Annotated in this window: 18 protein-coding genes, 3 pseudogenes and 1 riboswitch; of the genes and pseudogenes, 14 read left to right on the top strand and 7 right to left on the bottom strand. The window is 59.3% G+C overall.

Features of this window, described 5'->3' with window-relative positions; genetic code table 11:
• Positions 1-40: 40 nt before the first annotated feature.
• Together NKI50_RS27360 and NKI50_RS27355 are read left to right on the top strand one after the other, a co-directional pair.
• On the top strand, positions 41-943 hold the full coding sequence (locus NKI50_RS27360; RefSeq protein WP_352718172.1) for a dihydrodipicolinate synthase family protein: 903 nt from the start codon (positions 41-43) through the stop codon (positions 941-943).
• A 34-nt stretch (positions 944-977) separates the two neighbouring features.
• Positions 978-1,196: an FMN-binding negative transcriptional regulator gene (locus tag NKI50_RS27355; protein ID WP_352718170.1), complete on the top strand. Its 219-nt coding sequence runs from the start codon at positions 978-980 to the stop codon at positions 1,194-1,196.
• A 98-nt stretch (positions 1,197-1,294) separates the two neighbouring features.
• Here the strand turns inward: NKI50_RS27355 and metE are convergent, their stop codons facing one another.
• A complete protein-coding gene (metE, locus tag NKI50_RS27350; RefSeq protein ID WP_352718168.1) occupies positions 1,295-3,640 on the bottom strand; it encodes a 5-methyltetrahydropteroyltriglutamate--homocysteine S-methyltransferase in 2,346 nt (781 codons plus the stop codon).
• A gap of 95 nt (positions 3,641-3,735) precedes the next feature.
• Positions 3,736-3,936, bottom strand: a riboswitch (cobalamin riboswitch).
• A 555-nt stretch (positions 3,937-4,491) separates the two neighbouring features.
• Between metE and NKI50_RS27345 the strand changes: the two genes are divergently transcribed.
• Positions 4,492-5,040, top strand: coding sequence for a hypothetical protein (locus NKI50_RS27345; RefSeq protein ID WP_352718166.1), 549 nt, complete (start codon positions 4,492-4,494; stop codon positions 5,038-5,040).
• 22 nt (positions 5,041-5,062) lie between these two features.
• Here NKI50_RS27345 and NKI50_RS27340 read toward each other — a convergent pair whose 3' ends face one another.
• Together NKI50_RS27340 and NKI50_RS27335 are read right to left on the bottom strand one after the other, a co-directional pair.
• A complete protein-coding gene (locus NKI50_RS27340; RefSeq protein WP_352718164.1) occupies positions 5,063-5,896 on the bottom strand; it encodes a helix-turn-helix transcriptional regulator in 834 nt (277 codons plus the stop codon).
• A gap of 52 nt (positions 5,897-5,948) precedes the next feature.
• Positions 5,949-6,209, bottom strand: a complete 261-nt coding sequence (locus NKI50_RS27335) for an MFS transporter (RefSeq protein ID WP_352718162.1) — start codon at positions 6,207-6,209, stop codon at positions 5,949-5,951.
• A 289-nt stretch (positions 6,210-6,498) separates the two neighbouring features.
• Between NKI50_RS27335 and NKI50_RS27330 the strand changes: the two genes are divergently transcribed.
• On the top strand, positions 6,499-7,161 hold the full coding sequence (locus NKI50_RS27330; RefSeq protein ID WP_352542143.1) for a transposase: 663 nt from the start codon (positions 6,499-6,501) through the stop codon (positions 7,159-7,161).
• A 32-nt stretch (positions 7,162-7,193) separates the two neighbouring features.
• On the opposite strand, the gene NKI50_RS27325 is transcribed toward NKI50_RS27330, so the two are convergent.
• The 3 genes and pseudogenes from NKI50_RS27325 to glyA all read right to left on the bottom strand — a co-directional run bounded on the left by NKI50_RS27325 (position 7,194) and on the right by glyA (position 10,861).
• Positions 7,194-8,186: an adenosine kinase gene (locus NKI50_RS27325; RefSeq protein ID WP_352718160.1), complete on the bottom strand. Its 993-nt coding sequence runs from the start codon at positions 8,184-8,186 to the stop codon at positions 7,194-7,196.
• 106 nt (positions 8,187-8,292) lie between these two features.
• Positions 8,293-9,468: a methionine adenosyltransferase gene (gene metK, locus NKI50_RS27320; RefSeq protein ID WP_352718158.1), complete on the bottom strand. Its 1,176-nt coding sequence runs from the start codon at positions 9,466-9,468 to the stop codon at positions 8,293-8,295.
• A 108-nt stretch (positions 9,469-9,576) separates the two neighbouring features.
• A pseudogene (gene glyA / locus NKI50_RS27315) lies at positions 9,577-10,861 on the bottom strand (serine hydroxymethyltransferase).
• A gap of 999 nt (positions 10,862-11,860) precedes the next feature.
• Between glyA and NKI50_RS27310 the strand changes: the two are divergent.
• A pseudogene (locus tag NKI50_RS27310) lies at positions 11,861-13,223 on the top strand (IS5 family transposase).
• An 889-nt stretch (positions 13,224-14,112) separates the two neighbouring features.
• On the opposite strand, the gene NKI50_RS27305 reads toward NKI50_RS27310, so the two are convergent.
• Positions 14,113-14,697, bottom strand: coding sequence for a hypothetical protein (locus NKI50_RS27305; RefSeq protein WP_352718157.1), 585 nt, complete (start codon positions 14,695-14,697; stop codon positions 14,113-14,115).
• Between the two features lie 400 nt (positions 14,698-15,097).
• Between NKI50_RS27305 and NKI50_RS27300 the strand changes: the two are divergent.
• From NKI50_RS27300 to NKI50_RS27260, 9 genes and pseudogenes are all read left to right on the top strand, one after another.
• A pseudogene (locus NKI50_RS27300) lies at positions 15,098-15,825 on the top strand (IS1 family transposase); the annotation flags it as partial.
• Positions 15,826-15,832: 7 nt separating this feature from the next.
• The gene (locus NKI50_RS27295; protein ID WP_352718155.1) at positions 15,833-16,081 is read left to right on the top strand and encodes a hypothetical protein; all 249 of its coding nucleotides are present in this window, start codon (positions 15,833-15,835) and stop codon (positions 16,079-16,081) included.
• A 156-nt stretch (positions 16,082-16,237) separates the two neighbouring features.
• A complete protein-coding gene (locus tag NKI50_RS27290) occupies positions 16,238-17,407 on the top strand; it encodes a DUF4268 domain-containing protein (RefSeq protein WP_352718153.1) in 1,170 nt (389 codons plus the stop codon).
• 490 nt (positions 17,408-17,897) lie between these two features.
• Positions 17,898-18,089, top strand: a complete 192-nt coding sequence (locus tag NKI50_RS27285) for a hypothetical protein (protein ID WP_352718151.1) — start codon at positions 17,898-17,900, stop codon at positions 18,087-18,089.
• Positions 18,090-19,073: 984 nt separating this feature from the next.
• On the top strand, positions 19,074-20,009 hold the full coding sequence (locus NKI50_RS27280) for a DUF2304 domain-containing protein (protein ID WP_352718149.1): 936 nt from the start codon (positions 19,074-19,076) through the stop codon (positions 20,007-20,009).
• 10 nt (positions 20,010-20,019) lie between these two features.
• A complete protein-coding gene (locus tag NKI50_RS27275) occupies positions 20,020-20,769 on the top strand; it encodes a M12 family metallopeptidase (RefSeq protein ID WP_352718147.1) in 750 nt (249 codons plus the stop codon).
• Between the two features lie 5 nt (positions 20,770-20,774).
• Positions 20,775-21,788, top strand: a complete 1,014-nt coding sequence (locus NKI50_RS27270; protein WP_352718145.1) for a caspase family protein — start codon at positions 20,775-20,777, stop codon at positions 21,786-21,788.
• Positions 21,789-21,800: 12 nt separating this feature from the next.
• On the top strand, positions 21,801-23,372 hold the full coding sequence (locus NKI50_RS27265) for a hypothetical protein (RefSeq protein ID WP_352718143.1): 1,572 nt from the start codon (positions 21,801-21,803) through the stop codon (positions 23,370-23,372).
• On the top strand, positions 23,373-25,169 hold the full coding sequence (locus NKI50_RS27260; RefSeq protein ID WP_352718141.1) for a M23 family metallopeptidase: 1,797 nt from the start codon (positions 23,373-23,375) through the stop codon (positions 25,167-25,169). It abuts the gene before it with no gap.
• Positions 25,170-25,177: the final 8 nt, after the last annotated feature.

Here is a 25,177-nt window from a genome sequence, read left to right as displayed (position 1 = left end):
CGGCCAGTCCTGCGCTCACGCACAAACCTGGAGCCTTGCCATGGCATTCCTGAGCGGTCTTTCCGCGTTTCCCATCACGCCCGCCGATCGTGACGGCCGCGTCGATACCGTTGCTCTGCGCAGGCTGATTGCTCGGCTTAGCGCCGCTCAGGTCGACTCCATCGGTCTTCTCGGCAGCACCGGCACCTACATGTATCTGTCGCGCGAGGAACGGCGACGGACGCTCGCCGAGACCTTGGACGAAATCGCCGGGCGAATGCCGCTCCTGGTGGGTGTGGGCGCGCTGCGCACCGATGAAGCAGTGAGGTTCGCGCAGGACGCCAAGGCCCTTGGAGCTGCCGCGGGGCTGCTTGCGGCCGCCTCCTATACCCCGCTCACTGAGGACGAGGTGTTCGAACATTTCTCGACGGTGGCGTGCGAGAGCGGCCTGCCGATTGTCGTCTACGACAATCCAGGAACGACGCATTTCCATTTCACCCCAGCACTCGTCAGCCGCCTGGCAAAGGTGGGTGGGATTGTCGCTATCAAGAATCCGACAGACAAGGGCGATGCGATCAAGAGCCATCTGGCCGACCAGAGGCGCACTGTGCCGGAAGGGTTCTCAATCGGCTACAGCGGCGACTGGAACGCCGCAGAGGCCATGATCGCCGGCGCCGACACATGGTACAGCGTCCTCGCCGGCATCCTGCCCGAGGTCTGCGTGAAGATCGTCACGGCGGCGCAACAGGGCGATGCGGCCGAAGCGCGACAGATCGATGCCACGCTTGCGCAGCTCTGGAGCCTCTTCAAGGAGTTCTCGAGCCTTCGCGTCGTCTATGCACTTGCCGAATTGCTCGACATTTGCCGTGCCGACCCCCCGCGTCCCATCCTGCCTCTGCCCTCAGCAGCGAAGCGCCAGATCGCCGCCGCGTTGGAACGCTTGCCATCGGATGTCAACCGGTGAACAGCGAACCCGGCGGCCAGTGAAGGAACCTGTCATGTATGTACCCGCGCATTTCGATAAACCGAGCCGAGAAGTCCTTTACGAACTGATCGAGAACAACGCACTCGGCGTGCTGATAACCCATGGCTGGAGCGGTCTCGACGCCAATCACATCCCCTTCGAACTCGACACGTCACAGGGAGAAAACGCTTCCCTTTATTCCTGCGCGATTAGTACACGTGCCGAAGGAAAGTGCACTTTCTCGCTCGAGTGACTTATTTCAAAGGATGTGATCGCGTTTTGGCACATTCACGGCCGACATGCGGCAGCCGCTAACTCACCACATGGTGAGCAACCAGGAAACCCTCCGGCCTACACTTTCTCCCGGAGCGCGCGTGCTGCAGCAACCATGTTCATGAGGGCAGGGCGGACCTCCTCCCACTTGCGGGTTTTGAGGCCACAGTCCGGGTTTACCCACAGTTGGGCATCGGACAGTCGCTCGCGGGCAAGCATGACGAGATCCGAAATCTCCCCGACTTCCGGGACACGTGGTGAGTGAATGTCGTAGACTCCGGGCCCGATTTCGTTCGGATATTTCGAGCTCGTGAAGGCGTCCAGCAGTTCCATTTTCGAGCGCGACGTCTCAATCGAAATTACATCCGCATCCATTTCGGCGATCGCGTCGATGATCTCGTTGAACTCCGAATAGCACATGTGGGTATGGATTTGAGTCGCGTCCTTTACACCCGTTGAGGCGATCCGGAAGCATTCGACAGCCCAGTCGAGATAGTCTTTCCAGTCAGACCGGCGCAGTGGCAATCCTTCGCGAAACGCGGCCTCATCGATCTGGATCATCCTTGCGCCGGACCATTCGAGATCCGTCACCTCGTCGCGGATGGCGAGCGCGATCTGGCGGCATGCTTCGGAGCGGGGTACGTCGTCGCGAACAAAAGACCAGTTGAGAATGGTCACCGGGCCTGTGAGCATTGCCTTCACAGGGTTTTCCGTAAGCGACTGGGCGAATTGCCACCAGCGCAGCGTCATCGGATTGGGCCTCGATACGTCGCCGAAGATGATGGGGGGGCGCACGTAACGCGACCCATAGCTCTGCACCCAGGCATGCTGGGTGAAGGCGAAGCCGGACAGCTGCTCGCCGAAATGCTGTACCATGTCGTTTCGTTCGAACTCACCGTGCACCAGCACGTCCAGCCCGATCTCTTCCTGCCAGCGAATTGCAGCCTCGATCTCCTTCTTCAGGAAGGTCTCGTAGTCGACATAGCTCAGCTGGCCGTTCGCATGAGCGGCCCGCGCCCTGCGTACCTGCGGCGTCTGCGGGAAGGACCCGATGGTCGTCGTCGGGAACGGCGGCAGCCCGAGCGTGCCGGCCTGGACTCTGGAGCGCTCGGCAAAAGCGCTCTCTCGTCGCTTCATGCTGTCGTCAATGCTGGCGATCCGCCCCTCAACAAGCGGGTCATGGATCTTCGTGGATGCCACGCGAGTGACGGCAGCCTCGGCAGACGCTTTCAACGCGCCTGCCACCGCATCCCTGCCTTGGGACAGGGCCCGGGCCAGCAACACCAACTCGTCGGTCTTCTGGGCCGCGAAGGCGAGCCACGACCTGATGTCCGCGTCGAGTTCCGTCTCCATGCGCAGGTCGATCGGCACATGCAGCATCGAGCAAGAAGGCGCGATCTCGACGCGGTCCAAGGGCCAGCCGGCGACGATCGGTTTGATGCGGTCGAGAATGGCGGGCAGGTTCGCACGCCAGACGTTGCGGCCATCGATCAAGCCAAGCGAGAGCACCAGATCCTTCGGTGCGAGCCGACCCACCGTTTCCAGTTGCTCGGGAGCGCGCACGAGATCAATATGCAGCCCGGCCAGGGGCAGAGAAACCGCGGTTTCGAGATTGTCTCCCAGCGGCCCGAAATAGGTAGCCAGCATGATCTTCAGCTCGGGCGCGGCTTTCGACAGCTGGCCATAGGCGAATTCGAACGCAGCTCGTTCGTTCGGGTTCAGATCGAGGACAAGCGCTGGCTCATCGATCTGCACCCAGTCGGCTCCAGACAGCTTCAGCCTCTGCAGGAGTTGCTCGTAGACGGGCAGCAGCCGCGGCAGGAGCGCGATGGGATCGAATCCTTCGGCAGGCGATTTCGCCAGCTTGAGGAAGGTGATCGGTCCAAGGATGACTGGGCGTGTGTGAACGCCGAGAGCTTTAGCCTCGATGAAGTAATCGACCGGTTTCGTCGACGAGAGGGCAAACGTCTGATCATCGTTGAGTTCCGGCACAATGTAGTGATAGTTGGTGTCAAACCACTTGGTCATTTCCATCGCGGTTACATCAGACCGATGAGCCGCCTGCTGGTGACCAGCGTGTCGACAATCCTCCGTCTGACCCTGGTTGCCCCGCGCCATTGCGAAGTAGATGTCAAGTGGAACCTCGCCGCTATTCCAGCCGTAACGGGATGGAACGGCGCCGACCATGGCTGCGGTGTCGAGCACATGGTCGTAGAGCGAGAAGTCGTTCGACGGGATTTTCGACACGCCGCGATCGTGCTGCTCCTCCCAGCTAGCGGCACGGAGCGCCTTCGCGGTCGTGAGAAGGTCGGCAGCGGACGATTTTCCGGACCAGTAGCTTTCAAGCGCGAATTTCAGTTCTCGCCGACGACCGAAGCGCGGCACGCCGAGCGTTGCTACAGGAATTTGCTGAGAGATAGTCATGCCAGACCCCGATGGTTGGGGCGTCGGTGACAAGGAAGGCGCTAGCAGGCCGGCACGAACGCCAGGCTGCAGCGGCCACCGAGACACCCCGCCCGTGGACGTAATTCGCCGTGGCAGGTCTCCTGGCTCGCGGGGTCATAGCCTCTACCCGTCTTCCCAAGGCTATTCGCCTCAGTGACATGAGTGGGGTTGGCTCGCCGCTAACAGTTGCGGGGGCAGCGCCGGCATCGCACCGGCTTCCCTCTTAGCTCCGCTGCGGCAGCGCCGTACGGAGAACCACGACGCGGGAGACAATTACAGCAGTTCGCTTCTTTGTCAACGCCGCATAAAGAAATGTTTATGTCGTTATGTTAAATTTCCGTTGGCATGTTCCAAAGGTCGCCTCGAAAGCGAAAACTGTGGAAACCTTGAGCGGCCGGTAAATCAAAGCAATGACGCACGGCGCCCTTGTCCAGGAGGATAGGAGTTCGTCGGCTGCCGGCAGCAAACATACCGGCAAGCGCCGTGGTGCTGCTTAGCGCATCATGCGAACCACCTCGGCGTCGAACTTCGGCTCCGAGGTTCCGACCGCTTCGTTGGTGATCTGCTCGCGACCATATTCGGCTCAATGGCGAGGCTGTTGCCCATGTGGAAGCTGTTGGCCGTGATGCCCTCGGTGATATGACACAACGATTTCGGGGGGAGCACACCGAGGCCAGGCGCAGCGGCGTGTTGCGAAGTGATCGAGGCCAATGTCTCGAACTGCTTGTTCGCAGCCCACCGGCTCAAGGTAACCCGGCTCAAACCACCGGGCCAGCTCAAGTCCTGTCCAAATGAGGCCTGAGCGGCAAATCGTCGTGCACGCGCACGGTTTGGCGTTCGATCTTGTGATGCGTCTTGGGCGGACAATCGCCACGGTGCAGCGCGCAGAAGCGGTCCCCAATTGGGAAGCCGAGGGCGGTGAGGGCAAGCCAGCGCCACAGGCGGAAGGGGACTTGGACCTGTTTGCCCTGCTGGACCACAAGTTCGCGACACAGGGCCTCAAGGAGAAGACCAAGAGTGATTATGCGCGGGACCTCGCCAAATTCATCAAAGCAGCGGGCAGTCAAAGTTCGGCGCCGATTGACATGGAGATAGCCATCGCGGCGGACCGCCCAGGCGCACCGCAAGCCGGAATACAACCGGGTGCAGGCGGCCAAGCTCGTCCACAAGATGGCGTCGGGCACACACCGGCGATGGGAGAGCGGACCGTGGAGTGCAGGAACTTCACGCCTATCCACGCTCCCGTGGACGTGTCCTGCGGCACATCGGCAGCGATATTGAGGAGGCAGTTGAGCTTCTGGTCGAGCACTCTTACCTGCCACTACCTACGCTTAACGTCATCTCGTACTGAAAACGCACCACGCAAGGTCGAGATGTAACATGCGCCCTTCGTGGATGGTTCTAAGCTTCCTCGGGCGCGGTCAATCTGTGATAACGGTCGCTTGGAACCTCCATCACCACGACGCGATCAAGGTTGGCGTATCGCGCTCGGTAGTAACCTTCTTCCTCCACTTCGGCGAAACTACACTGGGGAACGTCAAAGGTCGCAGCTTCCAATCCGAAGAAAGTCGTAGCGGTTTCTTCATCCAAGAAGTTCCACTCATCTTCTCCGTCGTCATATGTGACGCGAACATAGGAGGCCATGTGCACGGCTTCCTGATCACCCATCTCTGCGATGATGGCATCGCATTCTTTCTTCAGCTTTCCTGAAACCTCACCCTTATCCCAGTCATCCAAAGCCCGATAGATTTCTGGATGATAATACTCTGGCATCTCCTCTACATCGTCACCGATAAGCTCAATGGTGCGGACATATTGCGGATTTATCAAGAGTATTTTGTTGTCAAGGCTCCAACAATACAGCCATGGCCTGCTTGCGTTATTTCTACGCAGATTATGAAGTTCCTTCAACTGACGTAAAATCGATTCACGCCCCTTTTCATCGATAGGATATTGGCGGCTGCCAACAGTCGTCTTGATTCTGAGCGTGCCGTATCGCGTTTCGGCATCGGCAATTGCAAACGGGCTCGTGCGCCACTCCTCGACATCAATCTTCCAGCCCAGCAGCTCCTCGACCGTGCATTTCAACGTGAGACAAAGGTCCTTGATCTGCTCGACGTTCAACTGCGTTTTGCCTGTTTCCCAACGGGCCACAGTCTGTTGCGTCGTTGCCATCTGCTCTGCCAAATCTTTTTGAGTCATGCCCAGTCGAAGCCTAAGCTCTTTCATGTTCATAACTCACCTCGCGTGTTCAACACACGCATCGTGGATGAATTAATCTAACACGTCAAGCGTGTTCAAAAATCGCAGCATGTGTTTTAGGGCGTCTTCGAGGCTCCGGCAGCCGTTCGTGACCACTTGCGCAAGACACAGGGCTGGTACACAGCACGAATGGGCGATCAAAAATTACTGCTGCGATGCTCGTCATCAGCCAAGCTGCCGCCGCACCTTCCACTAGGGTGCCAAGGTTCGAAATGAGTGCAGCCGACCATAGCGAACGGAAGGTCTTGTGCTCAAAAGGAACGAGTGAAGATGTTCTCTTCGCCATTGTGGGAAGCCTCGGGATTGACCGCGGGGCTGGATTTGTTTCGCCTCACTCAACCATGGCCTCGCCGTACAAGCCAAGCTGCCACAGTGCGCGCCTGCTAACCCAGAAAACTTGGCGGCCTTACAGGCATGCGCAGGACGTGCGAAGCCGCTCAAATCTCCCCAGATGGTCAGCCATCGAAGACCGGCATCACTTGCCCGGTGAGCGGCTATACGATAATGCTCCGCGCTAAGCAGGAAGCGCCAAAAAATTCGAGCGGCGACTTCATTCTCCTATTCAGGAAGGAACTATGAGGCGGCAGACGCGACCATTCACCGTGGAAATCAAACAAAAGCGCAATTATCAAAAATCCGCACGTTCCATCTGGGGCAATTTCGACATCGCCGCGGCGATGGCCGAGACAACAAAGGAAGTCGAGCCGTTAAATCGTCAGCTTGTTGACTCTACTGTAGTGGCCCTTGATGCTGAACCTTTGCACAAACCGCGAGTGGAGCATTTCATGGCCAATCCCCTGGAGACCGAGTCAGCAGTAGTTCATAGCGAACCGGCAGACAAAACGGAAACGCCAAAACCGAAGACGAGAGCGCGGCGGTCGAGGAAGCCAGAAGCTGAGGCGAGCGCGCCTGCCAAGCCGATATCCGCGACCACTGAAGCACCGCCGTCAGCGCGAACGGGCCGAAAGAGCTACTCCGCGAAGGATCGTGCCCAGAAGCTGGCGCAGATCGAGACCTCGATCGGTGGCGGCGCTACTCTCAAGAGTGCGGTGAAGCAAGCCGGCATCTCGGAACAGACATATTATCTTTGGAAGAAGGCGGCGGCGCCGGCGGCGGACAGTGACGGGCTGAAGGATCTCGTCGCGCTCGAGGAAGAAAACAAGCGGCTAAAGAGCCTGCTTGCCGATCGTCTCCGCAAGGAGAATGCGGAACTGAAGAAAAGGCTCGGGCTGGATTAAGAATGATGGGCAGCTGGTTCTTGGCTCCCCACCTACAGCAATACCGCCTGCTCCGCCTCGCGACGCAAATTCTGCCTTGGCCTTGGGCCGATCTGCTGGATGACCAGCCCGGCCGCCAGCGAGCCGAGATCGCCGCACTGCTTCAGGCTGCGGCCTTGCGTATAGCCGTAGAGGAAGCCGGCGGCGTAGAGGTCGCCGGCACCGGTGGTGTCGACCAGCTCGCGGATCCTGGTGGCCTCGATGGTGACGGTCTCGTCGCCGCGCACGATGACCGAGCCCTTTTCCGAGCGGGTGACGGCGGCGATCTTGCAGTCCTTGCGGATCTGGGCCAGTGCCTCGTCGAATGAAGCGGTCTGGTAGAGCGACTTGATCTCGTGGCTGTTGGCAAAGACGATGTCGACGGTGCCGGAGCGCATCAGATCGAGGAATTCGACGCGGTAGCGATCGACGCAGAACGAATCCGATAGCGTCATCGACACTTCGCGCCCCGCCGCATGGGCGAGCTTCGCCGTCTGCCGGATCGCCTCCTTGGCGCGCGGCGGGTCCCACAGATAGCCCTCGAAATAGGTGACGGCCGCGCCCGACGCCTTGTCGGCCTCGACGTCCTCCGGGCCGAGCTCGACGCAGGCGCCGAGATAGGTGTTCATCGAGCGCTCGCCGTCCGGCGTGACGAAGATCATCGAGCGCGCTGTCGGCGGTTCGCCGTTAAGCGGCCTGGTGTCGAAGGCGACGCCCTGGGCATGGATGTCATGCGCGTAGATTTCGCCGAGCGCGTCGTTGGAGACCTTGCCGAAGAAGGCGGCGCGGCCGCCGAAGGAGGCGACGCCGGCCGCCGTGTTGCCGGCGCTGCCGCCCGAGGCTTCAATGGCCGGGCCCATGCGGCCGTAGAGCAGTTCGGCGCGCCTCGTGTCGATCAAATTCATTGCGCCCTTGATGATGCCGTTGGTCTCCAGGAACGCCTCGTCGCACTGGGCGATGATGTCGACGATGGCATTCCCGATACAAAGCACGTCATAGTCCGGCATCAATGTCTCCGCGAAAATCCCGACGGCTTCTTGCCACGCCGGCCGGCCGGCGGGTCTGGCGAGTTGGAATGGGCTTTCCGGATGCCAATCCATTCGGCGTCGGCCCTCACGGGGCGGCGAGTCCTGCCTCGCGACGCAATTCGTCGGCCCTGTCTGTCTTCTCCCAGGTGAAATCAGGCTCTTCACGGCCGAAATGGCCATAGGTCGCGGTCTTGCGGTATATAGGGCGTAGGAGATCAAGCATCTTGATAATGCCTTTCGGTCTGAGATCGAACAACTCAAGAATGAGGCGCTCGATCCTTCTTTCCTCAACCCTCGCTGTCCCGAACGTGTTGACCATGGCAGAAACCGGACTGGCCACGCCGATTGCGTAAGCAAGCTGCACCTCGCAGACGTCCGCAAGTCCGCTAGCGACGATATTCTTTGCAACATACCGGGCCGCATAGGCAGCTGAGCGGTCAACCTTGGACGGGTCCTTGCCCGAAAAGGCGCCGCCGCCGTGACGACCCATCCCACCATAGGAATCGACGATGATCTTGCGTCCAGTGAGACCGCAGTCGCCGCGCGGCCCGCCGACTACGAACCTCCCCGTCGGGTTGACCAGAATTCTGATGCCTTCCGTCTCCAGGTGGGTCGGCAGGACAGGCTTTATGATTTCCTCAATGACGCCCTCGCGGACCGTCTCTTGCAAGACCTGCTCGTCATGTTGGGTCGATACGACGATGGTATCCAGGGCGACCGGGCGCAACCCCTCATAGCGCACTGAGACTTGGGATTTCATGTCAGGACGCAACCAGCCAAGCTGTCGTGCTTTCCGGACATCTGCCTGTCGTTTCGCCAAGCGATGAGCGAGCTGGATCGGCAAAGGCATCAAGGTATCGGTTTCGCGGCATGCGTAGCCGAACATGAGGCCCTGATCTCCCGCTCCCTGCTGGAGGTCCTGCCCTCGTCCCTCGTCAACGCCCTGGCTGATGTCGGGCGATTGCTCGGTGAGTGCATGAACGACGGAGCAACGCCGGCCGTCAAAGCCGACGGCCTCATCGTCGTATCCAATATCGAGAATCGTATCGCGCGCAACTTGGCTATAATCCACCCGCGCATCGCTGGTAATCTCGCCAGCCAGAACGACTATCCCTGATTTTACCAACGCTTCACAGGCGACGCGCGCCTTGGGATCGGTGCGGAGGATGGCATCGAGGATGGCATCCGAGATGTTGTCGGCCAACTTATCCGGGTGTCCCGCGCCAACCGATTCGGAAGAGAACACGAACTGCCTAGCCATGAAATGCCTCGCTTCGGGTGTTGGAGTTGTATGGGGCATGTTGCTTAGCCCACCTTACCTGTCGGTGATGCCCGGGACCTCGAACGCAGCGCACAAGTCGGCAACGTCTCATCGCACGCAGGCATGGAGATCTTCGTCGTATGGCTCGCCGGAGGACGGAGTCAATGAAGCTAGCAATTTGCACCGTTTCCACATCGCGCATGCCCATTGACGTCACTGCTGGCGCCCCCAGGCGAATTCCGCTTGTGACCGCAGGATGGCGCGCGTCGCCCGGCACCATATTAAAGCTCGTAATGATGCCTGCCTTTGCTAACCGCTTGGCATAGCCCTTGCCTGATAGTGGTCGATCGCGAAGATCAAGGATCAGCATGTGATTGTCAGTGCCCCCGGTGACCAGGTCATAACCTCGGTCCAGAAGCGCCTGGGCCAGAGCCTTGGCATTTTTGACAATCTGTTGGCCGTAACTGCGGAAGGACGGGTCCGCGGCTTCCCGCAAAGCGACAGCTAGCGCCGCGATAACATTCATATGGGCGCCGCCTTGCAGTTGAGGGAAGACAGCGCGATCTATTCGTCTGGCGAGATTGTATTTGCCCTTCGAATGATACAGCGCTTGATAGCGATCTTCATTCCTTGACAAAATGAAGCCACCGCGGGGACCGCGGATCGACTTGTGAGACGTGCTGCTGACGACGTCGCAATGGGGTACGGGATTCGGATGCACTCCAGCGACAATCAGGCCACTGATGTGCGCGATGTCGGCCACGAGGTAGGAGTTCGCCTCCAGAGCGATTTCTGCCATTGCCGCGTAGTCAAAGATACGGGGATAAGCAGTACCGCCAGCCCAAATGAGCCGACGCCGTTCGCGTTTTGCTGTTTCGCGCAAACGGCCATAGTCAATTTGCTGCCTCTTTTCGTGCAGCCCATAGGGGACGCGCTTATAGTCTGTTCCGGAAAAGTTGATGGCCCAACCATGAGTCAGATGGCCCCCTTCCGGAAGGGGGAAGCCCATGACTTTGTCACCGGGGCTCAAAAGCGCACGATAGACAGCCTGGTTGGCCGGCGAGCCGGAATAAGGCTGGACGTTGGCATGCTCGCTGCCAAATAGTATTTTCAAGCGCTCAATGGCTAGATTCTCAAGCTCATCAACGATCTCATTTCCAGCGTAGTAGCGCCCACCGGGGTACCCTTCGGCGTACTTGTTCGTGAAAATCGAGCCGTTCGCTTCCAGCACGGCCGAGGACGCAAAGTTCTCTGAGGCGATGAGCTTAAGGGTGGTCCGCTCCTGCCGCTCCTGTCTCAGAAGCAGTTCGTGAACGCGGCAATCAACCGCGGCCAAGGAAGACCGCCCGTAGGTGTCGGGCTGTGCGATCGCGCCGTCGGCGGAGTTGTCCATGGTAGCTTCGCGCTCCAATTGGATGACCTATTTCACGATCAAGCATGCGGATCCCTTTGGCCGCGTGTGTCGTACCGCTTCGAGCCGCTGCAGGTCCCGTTTATGATAGCCGTCGCCATGGGGCAGGAGATCAACCAACAATTGAACCAGCCCGCCGTCCTTACCTCCTGCTTTGAGATGGTACGAGCACCACGGACGTTGTTCGTTGCAGTAAAGAAAGTCGGCTCTGGCCAGCAGCTGGACGTGTCGTACAACGTGCTCACGACGCAGACCCAGAATCTCCGCTAGCTGGCAGACAGTTAGGTCCGCATGCGCGCAAAGGCCTAGGATTCGAAGGCGATCTAAATGCGCTGCCGTCCGTAGGCGACTGACCAGTGTCAGCATTGGTCAGGACCAAGCCACTTGGAAGGCCTGGGCACTCGTCCTACTGAAATTGTCATTTCGCGTTCTCCACAGATGTACAGCTTTCGAACCAAATTATATAGTTGGTTGTCCACCGACCGGACAATCTCGGTGGCCGTGAAGATGCTGTTTGAGCCGATATGGCTGTGTCGAACAAACAAGATGGGCGCTCTTCTTGCCATTGCCTTTAGCCGAAATTGCACGCAGTTCGGCGGGTCGGAGAATAAGCCACGGTTTGGACCCCACTGACTTAGACGCTGCATTAAGCCTACCATTTACAGCGAACCGGAGTTGCTAAGAGTCTATAAATTTCCTTGAAGGATCTGTTGCGACGTTTGCCCAGCCCGCTTGTGCTCCCGGTTTGCAGCGGTCACTCTCGAGCAGACTGACCGTGATGCAAAGATGACAAGGAAGGTTCCCTTTCAATCGTCGCCCGTGAAAAACTCGGAACGCTTTGATTCAGCTTAGGATTTTCCCCTGATTTCGGCTTTGATTTTGCCGGAAATCGTGGCCTCTGGCGATGATTTTCGGCAAAATAATTGCGTCTGCGTTGCGTGATTCGATGGTGTTTTCGGAACCGGAGAGAGGAGCAAAGCGATGCGGCCGAAGGAACGGCGGGACAGCGGTCAGACCGACCTGTTGCGATCCCGGCTCGACCACATCCTCAATATGGATCATGCGCTGGTGACGCTGGCGGCGGCGATCGACTGGCGCTTCCTCGAAGAGCGGCTCGGCGAGGTCTATGACGACGATCCCGGCCGGCCGCCGCTGCCGACCCGGCTGATGGCGGGCTTGGCCATCCTGAAAGCGATGCACAACCTGTCTGACGAAAACCTGTGCGAGCGCTGGCTGGAGAACCCCTATTATCAGCTGTTCTGCGGCGAGGAGTTCTTCCAGCACCGCTTGCCCTTCGACCGCACGTCCCTGACGCGCTGGCGCCTGCGCATGGGAGAGGAGCGGCTGACGGCACTGCTCCAGGAAAGCCTTGCGGCGGCCACTAGGCTGGGAGCGGCCAAGCCGTCGGACTTCCGCGCGGTGATCGTCGACACCACCGTGCAGGAGAAGGCCATCCACCTTCCCGACCGACGCCAAGCTGATGCATCGCGCCCGCGAGCGGCTGGTCAAGTTGGCCAAGAAACACGGCATCCGCCTGCGCCAGTCCTATGCGCGGGTCGGCAAGATCGCGCTGATCAAGCATCAGCGCTATGCTCACGCCAAACAGTTCAAACGGGCCAACCGGCAGCTCAAGCGGCTGCGCACTATGCTGGGAGCGGTGATCCGCGACATCACCCGCAAGCTCGCCGGGCGACCGGGCCTGATGCCGGTCTTCGGCCTGCCGTTGTCGCTGGCCCGGCGCGTCGGGGACCAGCGCCAGCGCGAGCGCGAGCGAGAGCGAGGCAAGAAGGTGTATTCCCTGCACGCTCCGGAGGTCGAGTGCATCGGCAAGGGCAAGGCCCACAAGCCCTATGAGTTCGGCGTCAAGGTCTCGGTCGCCACCCCGCTGCAGCGCAGCCGCGGCGGCCAGTTCGTCGCCCATGTCAAGGCGCTGCCCGGCAATCCTTATGACGGCCACACGCTGGCCACCATCCTACCGGCGATCGAGGAAACGATCGGCGTCAGCCTCGGCAAGATCGTCACCGATGCCGGCTATCGCGGCCACAACGCGCCGAAGGAAAAGATGTTCAAGGTTCATGTCGCCGGCTACAAGCGCGGCCTCACCAAGGCCGTCAAACGGGCGCTGCGACGCCGGGCCGCCGTCGAACCGGTCATCGGCCATCTCAAGAACGACCACCGCATGGGGCGCAACTTTCTGGCCTTCTCCGAGGGTGACGCCAACAACGCCGTGCTGGCCGCCGTCGGCTACAACTTCAGCCTCCTGCTCAACTGGCTGAGGCTTTTGTGTGCCTTCTTCCTGGCGCTGCTCGCAACCGCTGCAGCGCCGCCGATCCAACCACGATAAGCCTAATCACCGTCCTGGATGACCAACGGGCGGAGGCTTTGTCAGCCCATCAGCGAAATCGACGTTCTTCACTGCCGACTCAATCAGATCTTCTTCCCGGCCAAGTAGTCGTAGTCTCATAACTTGAAGATCACAGGTTCAAATCCAGTCCCATCGTTCGACCGCCGCGAACTCAGGCTCCCAGCGCTGTATTCGCCGATCGTCCGGATCGCCCGCAATGGATGATTGCGCCGAACCCGCGCCCCGAGATCAACGTAGCTGAATAGCTCGCCAGTTCGATTATCCCCACCGCGCACTCATCACCTCCGAGTCTCTGCCGCGTGTCGCTCAGGAACGGCGCGTCCTTGCTGACAAAGATCCACTTCGCCGTTGGCCTGACGTTGCCGGATAATGATCTGGTGCTGCGAGAGAGGATTGAACTCGCCCCACAGCATCTAGAATTTATCGGTTATTCCTTTCCCGCTACTGCATCTGTGTACCACCACTGTGTCCAGGGACAAGGTTGGCATTGAGGTAATTCCGGAACGCTGCTCGTCTCTCAAGTCATCACAAAGTCGCCTATTTAGCCTCGAGCACAACACCGAAATCGTCGTCGTTGTTCGGGACCACAAGTTGGCCGGACAAATTCTTGTCGCCAAGTCCTGGCGTGGTCACGTCGTAAGAACCAGCGGGAACATCGGGAATATAGAAAGAGCCGTCTGATCCCGTTATCGTGTTTCGGCAAGATTCCCCCGACGGATCGCCGCTGGGGCAAAGGGTAATTGGGGCGCGAGGGAGCGGTTGGGCAGCCCCGGTAATGAGGTCTCCAATCAGACCACCCGCCCGCACTTCTTCAGCCCCAAAAAACGCCAGGCACATCACGAATCCTGAAAGTGTCCGAACACGGCGACTAGTGCGCACCTGTCATCTCCACATTCTTCAAATCGGCTTTAGCTGGCTTTTCCTTCATAGCGACGGCTTCGAAAGTAACTTTGTGAGCGTCTTCCTCAATCTTCCCAAGTTTAAGATACATTTGCTGTGCGATGTACCCGGGGTATTCGAACACTAATCGGTCATAAGGAAAAGACAGTTTTCCGGAGGACTCTCTTTTCATTGGTATCTTGCCAACCCACTCCAAATGATTAGATCCAATCTGCCTTACATTTTCTATGGGAGGGTAAAGAGACATTAAGACCATTCGGGAATCTACGACAACTTCTGGACCAGTTAGATCAATAGACCCCATAATTGTATATTCTTCATACTTTGGAAATTCTTTTTCATCCGGCCTGATTTTGTATGTTATACCGGCTGAGAGTATAACTAGAGCAAAATATCCTGCAAACGCACCAGTTAGATTAACGCTAAAGCCCTCTAGCGGTCCACTTACGTGCGCATTACTTGGCAAAAGAATGTATATTAAAAGCGCCGGTATGAGCGGTAGCAGAATAATCGCTGCCAGCACAACTAGGAAGGGCGGGACGGACTGGATCATCTGCACGTTGCCTCCGCAAAGCCAAGCGAACTAAGAATATTGCTCCTAATCTTGTGGGTTGTCAAAGCGTAGTCGAGGACGGTAGTGTCTCAGTTTGAATTATGGGCATAGGTCTACGATGCAGAATGCAAAAAACGCCCTTCTCCCTGGACTTCCTGTCGACCTGATTAAGGCTGCTTATGCCAAGGCACCAGTCAATGAGATCGGTAGCGGGAAGTTCGTCAATCCCGCATCCTCGGCTGCCCTGGCAGCTAACACATTCGGATTCTTCCTCACTCGAAGCGACGAGCTTCCGCAGATCCATTTGCTTCGTCCTGGCGTTCTTCCGTGCAGTCAGGCTGCACGGCCAGTTTAGATCGTATCTGTTTCCCGAGCGCTCGAAGCCCCGGAGTAGTGTCTCCTGCTTGTCGATGCCGGTAAATTCTGCGCCGATCTGCACGACCGCGAAGTCCGCGACGTGAAGACCAAACGCGTTCAGTGCGACGAAATCTGGAGCTTCACGGCAGCAAAGCAAAAGAACGACGCGGCGATGGAAAACGCAGTTGACGGCGCTGCGACACATGGACGTGGACCGCTCTGGACAGCGACAGCAAGCTTATCATTCGTGGGGGGTCGGCGGTCGAGACGGCGAATATGCGCTGGCATTCATGGATGACGTGAAAGACCGCCTTGCCAACCGCGTCCAGCTTACGACCGATGGTCACAAGGCCTATCTGAACGCGGTCGAGGAAGCCTTTGGCGCCGATATTGACTACGCCGTGCTGGTCAAGATGTATGGCGAGCCGGAAGGCAAGGCAGTGCCACAGGAACGCCGAAGGCGAGCTCTATCTGGCGCACGTCAGCACGTCGCATGTCGAACGCCAGAACCTGACAATGCGGATGCAGATGCGCCGCTTCACGCGTCTTATCAATGCGTTCTCAAAGAAGTTCGAGAACCACGTGCACATGGTTGCGCTCTATACCGTCTGGTACAATTTCATCCGCATCCACAAGACGCTGAAGATGTCGCCGGCAATGGCTGCTGGTGTATCCAAGACACTCTGGTCGATGGACGATCTGTGCGGCGTGATGGACGCTGTAGCGCCTAAGCCGGGAAAGCGCGCACCGTACAAGAAACAGGTCGAATAGAGCGCCCATGTTCTTCAAGAGAGCCTTTCACGCCTTAAAGCGTGCAACCACCGGTCAAGTTGTCAGGCAGATAGATACGAACATCGATAGCTTGGGCGATATGAAGTCTGACTTCGGCTCAAGACCGAACGTGACGGACCCTATGTCGTCTTGGCATTCATTGCGCCTGGCAGCTATCAATATTGCCCTGGATGCGGTGATGAAAGCCATGCAAGAAATCCGCGCGGCAGCGACAGAGCTTCAAAACTTGTTGTGAATCTCCCCGACGAAATGAGAGCCAAAGTCGCGGGCGTTTCTTAATTCTTGTCAGCTACAAACTGCGCGCCGGCGTAGATGAGGTGGACGATGGATCGAGCTCGTCGTCTGCCGCGGGGCCGAACATCAATTTTGACTGCCATCAAAAGGGACCGCCATGTTCCTCATCCAACGAAGCCAAAATCGCATCAGTCGCTTGGAGGAACGCCGCTTTTCCGAGCTCGGAATTAGCGAACGAGCTCACCTTCAGGAATGGCTAGCCGATATGCCGGGGGCATTGGGCGAGGACCTCCTAATTATCCAAAAGGAATTCGATGGTTTCAATGACACGCGCGAGCGCCTTGACCTTCTTGCCCTCGACAAAGCCGGCCAGCTCGTCATCATTGAGAACAAACTGGACGATACGGGACGTGACGTCGTCTGGCAGGCACTCAAATATGCAGCCTACTGCTCAAGTCTGACCAAGGCGCAGATTACAGACATCTACCAGCTCTACCTGGACCGCTGCTGCGGCGGTGGCAATGCAGAGGAACGCCTATGCGAGTTCCTTGAAGTCGACGAACTCGAGGAGGTGGTGCTCAACAGTGGCAATAGTCAGCGCCTGATTATGATTGCCGCGAAATTTCGGAAAGAGGTGACCGCGACGGCTATTTGGTTCCTGGGCCATGGCATTCGCACACAGTGCTTCAAGGTCAGCCCATATTCATACGGCGAGGAGATCTTTCTCGACATTCGGCAGATCATTCCGGTTCCAGAAGCCGAAGAGTTTATGATCCGCATGTCCTCGAAGGACAGCGAAGAGAAAACTGCGCAAGGTGCTCAAAAGAGCCGACACCACATCCGATTGGCGTTCTGGGATCAGGCGCTAGACGCCCTCAAACATAGTGAAGTCAAGCTTTTTCAGAATATTAGCCCGTCGCAAGACAGCTGGGTAAGTGCGGGCTGCGGCATCTCATCGTGTCACTACGCCTTGATTTTCGGCAAGCACGAAGTGCGTGTCGAACTGAGCCTACAGCGATCGAGCGCCGAGGAAAACAAGTGGATGTTCGATCGGTTGTTCCTGGAGAAGGACGCGATCGAGCAGGCATTCGGATCCGAACTGACGTGGAAACGCCTGGACGACATAAAGGCAAGCCGGGTGCAGTGTGCAAAGGCGTTCGACGGCTACAACCGTGAGAACTGGCCGGAGATCAATGCTTGGATGATCCAACATATCGTCCTCCTCGAGCGCGCGCTCAAAGGGCCCTTGCAGAGGCTGAATCAGGCACTCAGGGCGACCGAGCTTCGCGGGACGGCGCAAGCTCCCGACGAACTCCAGAAGACGTAGGTTGCTTGTGCTCGCTCGTTGAGCCTAGCTCACCGGCATGTGCGGGTGTGGCGGCCTTCTGCTAAGAACGTTGTCCGGCGTGTAGCGTTGATCCCAATGCGCTGTCTTGGTGAGACGGCGTCCGAAATGGGCCTCAAGGAAGGTCGGATATGGGCGTTTTCCGCTCTCCGCCTCGCCAATTGGAACCAGCAGTGAGCGGACAAACGGACGTTTGAGCTGACAACTTGAAAGTCGCCGCTTGCAGCGGGTAGTCGTATCTGACCACCGGCTTGCAATGTGGTAGTCGTCGACCAAGGACGCCGTTGAACTGAACCTTGCCAACTGGAACGCGTCGCTATTCCGAGCGGCCCGGTCGCGGGCCTGCTCTCGCTCAACCCCGCCTACAAGTGGAATGCTCCGTTTCGGAGCTGGATGTTGCGCGAAGCGGTGTTTTGGCGCCTCCACGACCTGATGACCCAATCGTATGTGCTGCATCAGCAGGGGCACGCGCTTGACGCTGATCGACCTCAACCAGCTCACGCGGCAGGTGCTAGACGGCAAGCTCAGCTTCCACGTCCTCGGAGCTAAGACCAGCACCCTCCTACTCGGTTCGCGGAACGACACGACTGGGCACGAGTCGATCAGCATCGTCACGGTACTTGGGAAGTGCGACAAGCGGTATCCCGGCCGCTCGCGCTCCTGACTGGAAGAGGACGTTTGTCAGGCCCTCGAACTCGTCCCACGACCTCGCGCGATCGACGAGTCCTGCATCGCACGCCGAAGGCTCACGAGCTCCGCTGCCCTCAAGTCCCAATCGGCGAGAATGTTCTCGAAGGATATCCCCCGCTGGACAAGTGAAGCACAGGGCTTCCCACAAAAGTGCGAAGCGCGGGTCCTCTACCCATTGGGAGCCGTGGCAAGCCAGATGTATGATCTGAGCTCCCTTGCCGCGGCTGGCCAATTCTGACTTGGCGTGCAAAAGCGTAGGTGCGACCTAGGAAACGGTCTGGGGTCGAGTTAGCGGACCGCTACATCGCCAGTCCCAAGACGAGAGATAGCGGTTTAGCTTGGTAGCTGGATATCGCCACGTGGCAAAGTCCCCTATCGGAAGCGTGATCCCGATCGCGAGAGAGGAGCCGGTTTGCGGGTGGTCCAAAGCCGACATTGAGAGAACGCGCCGTTTCACTGTTTCACTTGACCCGCCACGGACAATTTCTCCCACCCGTGATTAGTCTCCGGTTGCGCAAAAGACGTGGTAAAAAAAGCGAAATTAGGTCTGTACAGGGCCAGAATCTCAAGTAAGCTTGTAATATATTCTGGGTTCTGGCGTTTGACGTTGGGTGGCTGCTGGGCCTGGCGAGGGATGGACTTGTGGATGGCTCAAACATCATAGCGGCTATGTTGCCTGAGCTAGGCGCGGCATCGATCGGTGCCGTCGTGACCCTGATCGTCGTCGATCGCATAATGCACGGGCGGCCGGTCGGAACACAAGCGAGGCTGCGCTTCGCAGCCTGGGCAACTACGCTGGCAGCGGGAGTGACAATCGAGACCGCTCTTCTCGCCGGCGTCGGTGCAGTGGCTTGGCTGAGCATGGGGGCAGCGATTGGCGGTCTAACACGAATGGCCATGTCGAGCGCTTGGCAAGGCCAGTCATGACCTGGGGTTGAACAGCGAGCGGGGAGGAATCATGGACTGGAAAATCGCAGGCGCACTGGCGTTCGGCCTGGTGCTCGGCTGGAATGTTTATTTCGTCAACCGCTACCGCCGTGGTGATATCAGCTTTGGCGACCTGGCGACGCTGCTTGGCGTGGTCGGTGGCGCGGCGGTCTTATCGCTCTTTCCCAACAACACCGACCTTTTCGGCGCTTACGGTGTGGGACTCGGCGTCGGTTTTTTCGCCTATTTCGCCATCTTGGTGGCCATGGTGAAGGTCTCGCCAAATTTCGATTCAGACTGGTTGCTCGACGGCAGGCGCAAGAACCCGGCTGACGGCTATGGATACGGGACGGATGCACGCCCGACCTTGGCACCGATGGCCCCTGATCCAGCGCGTCTCGCGCAGTTGCCGAGCGCGCCGCCTGTAACGATAAACTTCCAGGGCAACAATCCAGGCGAGGCGTCGATGGTCCGGACTGTCGGCCAGTTGGAGGCACTGTCGGCGCCCAACCCGGACGCGATGCGGGTACAGCAGGTCTGCGCCGAAACGTGGTCCCAAGCGGGGCCGAATGGTCCGTTCCGAAATGCAAGCCACCAGTACGCGATCGAGGTCGCTCATCGTCTGGGAGTCAACGTTTCGGGTTCGGCCGATCAGATTCTCGACAGCATCGAGGGCAACGCATCCTGGAGAGCGCTGTCCGACGCAGCGGCAGCGCGCGAGGCCGCCTTGCAGGGCAAGCTCGTCATCGCCGGCGTCAGGTCGAACGCCGGCACGCCGCCAAAGATGGAAGGGCAGCTTGCGGTGGTCACCGGCGGGCCGATGAACGCCGGCGGATGGGCGCCGTCAGGCTACTGGGGCAGTTCCGATCCTGCCATTGCTGCTCTTGGCGGGGCCGGCGCGCCGATCAGCGGCTGCTTCAGGGCGGGTCTCAAGGACCAGATCATCTATTGCTGCCGTGACATTTGAGGTTGCCACCATGTCTGCAACCGACACGACCGTCCACGACCACCGCTTCTGCTCCAGCCTTGAGGATGCAGACTTCCAGCCGCCGAGTGCCAATGGCTTCAATGCGCGTGCCGCATTGCTCAATGCAGCCTTCTGGGGGCGCGGCGTCAAGCTGCGCGTCTCCTTCATGGAGGGTGCGCTCGATCTGCAGCGGCGCGTCGCGGCGCTTGCCCAAGCCTGGCCCGACGAGACCGGGGCAAACTTCAGCTTCGAGTTCTGGATCGACAACGGCCGCGATCCTGCCGGGGGCGACATCCGCATCACCTTCCAGCCGGGAATGGGCAGCTTCTCCAGGCTCGGCCGCTTCGCCCAGGCGGTCGATCGCACGCAGCGCACGATGAATCTTGGCTGGATGACCACGGCGCTTGCCGAGGGCGACGCGCGCGCCGTCGTACTCCATGAATTCGGCCATGCGCTGGGCTTGGTCCACGAGCACATGAACCCGGCCCAGTCCATCGACTGGAACAAGGAGAAGGTGCGCGAGGACATGCGGGCTTCGCAAGGCTGGAGCGACGACAAGATCGACGCCAACATGTTCCATCGGTACGACAAGAGCGAAGTCTTCGGCACTGATGTCGATCCGACATCGATCATGATGTATCCCATCCCAACCGGCTGGACGAAGAACGGCTTTACGGTCGGCTTCAACACTGCACTCAGCGCGGTCGACAAGGCCCTGATCCGGAAGGCCTACGGTGTGCGCCCGGTGTTTGGTGGGTAAGCGCCATGTCAGACCAGGCTATTGTCGTCGGCATCGGCAGCTATCCGACGTTCGGGCCGGACGGCAACTCGCCGAACGACCTGCCAGGTGCGGTGGAGGATGCCAAGGCCGTTGCGGACTGGCTGGTCAATATCGCAAAGGCCGATGTGACGCTAATCACCTCCACTGGCATCAACGGAGCGCCATGGATGGTGACCAATCTCGTTGCCGCCCGTCCCGTTACGTCGGACCTCGACGCGGCCTTCGTCCCCTTCGTTACATCCACGGCGCCGAAGGTCGCCGAGCGGCTCTATGTCTACACCGCCGGCCATGGGCTCGCGCCAGACGCGCGGTCACGCTGCCTAATCACGGCGGATGCCAGGGGCACTGGCTGGGTGCCTAACCTGGAGATTCCGGCTTGGATCGACTGGTTTGCCAACCAAACCCATTTCGACGAGCTGGCGCTGTGGATGGATTGCTGCGGCACGCAGGCGCTCGAATATACGCGCACCAAGCCGGCGGGTCTGGCCAACATTGCGAGCCGTCCTCCTCCGCCGGCCAAGGTGTTCATGGCGTTCGCCTCGGGCTTCGGGCGCAACTCCTATGAAGGGCCAATCGGAGTAAACGGCGAGGTGCGGGGCCTCTTCACCGACCGCCTGCTCAAAGGTTTGAACGGCGCGGCCGCCGACGCCAATGGCGAGGTGCGCTCGAAGTCGCTAGCCAACTTCCTGCGCAATGGCACGTCTAACGGTCCGGGCGGCGAGGACCAATTCGCCACGGTGCCGCAAGAAGAGGACATGCTGTTTGCGATACGACTGCATCCGACGTATCGAATCCGGCCTAGGCACCCCGACGGATCGCTGGCGCCGGATGGCACAGTGCTCACACTGACCAACCCGCCCGGGCCACTATCGAAGACCGCTGCGGTCAACCAGGGATGGGCGAACTTTGCGCTGGGCGTCGGCCTCTACAAGCTGAGCGGAGGCGGGGTGGAGCGCCTCATCGAGATCGGGGCCACCACCCCGGCCGACTACGAATAGGAAGGTTGCACGATGCCGCAGCTCGACGTCTACACCAACCATGACGCTGAAGTGTTCGTCTTCAACGCGGCGCTGAGTCGCGTGGCGCGGTCGGTCGGATCCTTCAGCGACGATCTCAGCCCCGGGCTCTACAAGATCAGGGTTAGCCGGGCAGGGACGTTCCAAGAGCAACTGGTAGAGCTGAGCGGCAACCCCCAACAGCATTCCATGTTCATCGACCGATTTTCCGCCGTCGCCCCAATCGGGCCAATGCTCTCCGATGTCGGGCGGGTCGAGAGCCTGGCACGCGCGGCGCTCGAGAGGCTTACCGGGCCTAGGCTTCTGGTGCTTGCCCACCAAAGCGCCAACAACGCCGACCACCGCAGACCCTTCCAGGGAGCGCGCATCTTCCCGTGGCGTGCCACACGGGATGCTGTCCGGTTGGACGGGCCGCCCCCGATCACCGCGGTTATCGACAGTGAGCTGTGGGCGGCGGTTGCGGTCGAGGCGAATGCCTCAGACGGGCCTTTCGTCCTGGAGCTCAGCCGCGGGAGTCAGGTTGCGCGCCAAGCGGTTCTGGTGGCTACGGACTGGCAGACACGCATCTTCCTGCGGGCGAGCAATGACGACAGGCCGCGTGCACAGACACCTGCCGCCGGCGCCAGGGAGGCAACCCCGTTCGACGTCTCGATACAGATGGCAAGGGCCACCGCCGACGTCGTCTATTCAGACCATTGGGAAACGGTGGAAGTGGCAAGAAGCGCGCTCGAGCGGGGTAGGGCGATCTTCACCAGCCAGCGGCTGGTGGAAGAACTGCTCTACGAGAAATACGAGAATCCGGTTGCTGGGCTTACGGGATTGCACCTGTTCCTGGACGCCAAGGCACGATCGGAGGCGGGCGACACGGCCTACGATCTCGCCCCCGGCATACAAGCACTGGCGCAGGACGAGCGAGAAATTGCCGACGAGGTGCTGGTAAACCTGACGAGACTGCTGCATCCTGAGCGGGCCGCAGCGGCGCAAACGCAAGCGGACTCCGACGCCGCCCTGAAGCAAGTGCTGGTATATGCCGACCCGGACTGGCCGGAGTCCGCCGACCTCACGGCGCTGCGGTTGAGGGCTGGTCGCTGCAGACAGCAGGTCTTCGTGCCGAGCCCACCGATGTTCCGTGTGAGCTGGGACGTGCTGAAGGCCAATGCCGCGCGCGACGGGTTGACTTGGATCAGTCGGGAGCTGTGGAGCAGCACGGGCGCGGCCGGTTCCGCCGGACCCTACCTTGCCTGGGCGCGCGGCCGCCATTCAGTGAAACGCACGCTGCAGCGTATTAGCGACCAGTTCGCGGAACGGCCAAGACCGGGCGTCTCGCTGCCATTTGTCGTGGGGAATACGGAGGGGGCCATAGCTGGTTCCGCTACGGTCCGGGATGACAAGATCTCCAATCAGGACGAACTCTCGGGCCTGGAATCCATGGCAATCCGGCCGAGCGCGTCGAGGCTCGAGTCGATGGTCGCAGGCACTGTCGACAACGCGGCCAAGCTCGAGTTGGCCGCCAGTTTCGGACTGCCCCTTTCGATCCTTCAGAAAGCTCCCGAGAAGATGGGTTAGATGGAGTTTTATGCAGTGGCTGAAGCCGAACATTATGCGCCACATCTGTTCGATCCCCGACCTCCCCAGGCGGGGACGCGCCCCTATCCCACGCAGTCGAAGCTGGCGCCGACCAAAAATGACCTCGCCGGGGAATTGCGCGGGTACTACGGGCGACCGGAGTTCAATCCCAAGTCCAGTCGTTTCGGCAAAGTGCGCAGCGGCGGCACTAAGAACCACGGGGGCGTGGATATTTACGCCTCCTATTTGCCGTTTCCGCACGAAACCGCTGTTTATGCGATATGCGAAGGCAGGGTGGAATTCTTCTACGACAACGAGTCGCCCGACGACATCGGCAATCGCGCCTGGCTTTACCCCAAGCATGCGCCAAATGACCGCGTGATATTCGGGCACCTCAATCGCTTCGTCGGCCACGACAGAGATGTCAAGAAAGGTTGTCTCATCGGTTTCGCCGGCTGCAGCGGCAACGCCGACGCGGACCACGAATGCACGACGCTTGGGGTGCTCAACATAAATTCCGGCCATGTCCACATGGCCTATCGGCCCGCAAAAGGGGGCCCGGTCGACCCGGTTGGCAAAGTTGGCTGGTCTCTCCGCTTCGCCGACATCGAGAAAGCGATCGAGCTGAAAACCTGGACGAACGATGGCAACCTACTGGACAAGCCCGCTCCGCCAGACTTCAAGTTCGGATTACTGCGGACGGATAATGCGAAGCGAACTGAGCGGATCAAGAAAGCCGATGATCCCAGCCAGCTTCCTGCTCCGTTCGAGACGATTGACTTCGACAATCGAAAAGCAGTGGCCAAGACCGCGAAGTTCTATGAGCTAGCCGGGAAGCGACTGGCAACAGCTGAGCCGACGCACCCCAAAGCCAAGTTCAAGCAGTTCGGCATCGCCGATTTCCGCAAATCGCTGGCGGCCCTCAGCATACTGATCGGACGGTTGAACGATATTATCGCGGAGCTTGACGAGATCTCGAAGGCGGCCGTCACAGCGGAAACGCCCTCGGATATTAAGCGCGCGCATACCCGGTCGGCCGAGTTCATGTTCGACGCCATCCGCCTCCTGTGGTTTGCCATGGCCGGCGAGGCGATGTTGCCCGTCGCCAAGGACCCCGGCAAGGTCTACGACAAAGTCAAGAAGGCGTGGGTTCCGGTGCCGGGCGGACCGTGGGACGGCCATGTGCCGCGATCGGGCATCGGGCTGTGGGGCAAGAGTATGCTCGTAGGACTCGGCAATGGCCGGGCGGCGTTGCAGGCGAGCTTTCTCAAAGATCTGGTCGACGAGACGACGAATTCTGCAAAGAAGAAAATTGTCCCCTACAGCAAATGGACATTGTCCGTGTCGCTCGGAGCCGGCACGTCCTGGCATGCCATTTTCGACGAAAAATTCGAGGCGGAGGTAGGTAAATTACCTGCTGAGACAGCAAAAATATTCAGTGAATATTTTATCTCTGTCTATAATAGTGTTCAGCTGGTCAGCCACATCTCGAAGATAATCTGTGACAATGCAAAGATTGTCGACCAACCGGGATTGAAGCGATACTTAAGCAGTATCAAGGTAATAATGGGCGTGCTGGTCGGGGAGGCGGAAGAGCCTGGCGAGGCTAGGAAGCTGCAGTCAGCGCTCGAGGAAATCGGGAAGAAGGACGATCTGATCCTGACCCTGCTGGCAATGATCGCAAAGACCGCGGGCGATGCGGCTAAGCAGGCCGCGAAGTGTCTGGATCCCAAAGAGAAGCAACTCGATCGGATCCGCAGCGCTTACGACATGATTTGGATCGAACCATCGGAATAGCAGAACGA

Source organism: Mesorhizobium sp. M0563 (assembly GCF_040321065.1).
In the GTDB taxonomy this organism is placed as follows: Bacteria; Pseudomonadota; Alphaproteobacteria; order Rhizobiales; family Rhizobiaceae; genus Mesorhizobium.
Note: the sequence above shows the minus strand (reverse complement) of the source record. Positions and strands in the feature narration are given on the sequence as shown.

Excerpts from the sequence above, each read along its gene's own strand:
- NKI50_RS27360 (WP_352718172.1), top strand. The coding sequence starts at position 41 with ATGGCATTCCTGAGCGGTCTTTCCGCGTTTCCCATCACGCCCGCCGAT.
- NKI50_RS27355 (WP_352718170.1), top strand. The coding sequence starts at position 978 with ATGTATGTACCCGCGCATTTCGATAAACCGAGCCGAGAAGTCCTTTAC.
- metE (WP_352718168.1), bottom strand. The coding sequence starts at position 3,640 with ATGACTATCTCTCAGCAAATTCCTGTAGCAACGCTCGGCGTGCCGCGC.
- NKI50_RS27340 (WP_352718164.1), bottom strand. The coding sequence starts at position 5,896 with ATGAACATGAAAGAGCTTAGGCTTCGACTGGGCATGACTCAAAAAGAT.
- NKI50_RS27335 (WP_352718162.1), bottom strand. The coding sequence starts at position 6,209 with ATGGCGAAGAGAACATCTTCACTCGTTCCTTTTGAGCACAAGACCTTC.
- NKI50_RS27330 (WP_352542143.1), top strand. The coding sequence starts at position 6,499 with ATGAGGCGGCAGACGCGACCATTCACCGTGGAAATCAAACAAAAGCGC.
- NKI50_RS27325 (WP_352718160.1), bottom strand. The coding sequence starts at position 8,186 with ATGCCGGACTATGACGTGCTTTGTATCGGGAATGCCATCGTCGACATC.
- metK (WP_352718158.1), bottom strand. The coding sequence starts at position 9,468 with ATGGCTAGGCAGTTCGTGTTCTCTTCCGAATCGGTTGGCGCGGGACAC.
- NKI50_RS27305 (WP_352718157.1), bottom strand. The coding sequence starts at position 14,697 with ATGATCCAGTCCGTCCCGCCCTTCCTAGTTGTGCTGGCAGCGATTATT.
- NKI50_RS27295 (WP_352718155.1), top strand. The coding sequence starts at position 15,833 with ATGTTCTTCAAGAGAGCCTTTCACGCCTTAAAGCGTGCAACCACCGGT.
- NKI50_RS27290 (WP_352718153.1), top strand. The coding sequence starts at position 16,238 with ATGTTCCTCATCCAACGAAGCCAAAATCGCATCAGTCGCTTGGAGGAA.
- NKI50_RS27280 (WP_352718149.1), top strand. The coding sequence starts at position 19,074 with ATGGACTGGAAAATCGCAGGCGCACTGGCGTTCGGCCTGGTGCTCGGC.
- NKI50_RS27275 (WP_352718147.1), top strand. The coding sequence starts at position 20,020 with ATGTCTGCAACCGACACGACCGTCCACGACCACCGCTTCTGCTCCAGC.
- NKI50_RS27270 (WP_352718145.1), top strand. The coding sequence starts at position 20,775 with ATGTCAGACCAGGCTATTGTCGTCGGCATCGGCAGCTATCCGACGTTC.
- NKI50_RS27265 (WP_352718143.1), top strand. The coding sequence starts at position 21,801 with ATGCCGCAGCTCGACGTCTACACCAACCATGACGCTGAAGTGTTCGTC.
- NKI50_RS27260 (WP_352718141.1), top strand. The coding sequence starts at position 23,373 with ATGGAGTTTTATGCAGTGGCTGAAGCCGAACATTATGCGCCACATCTG.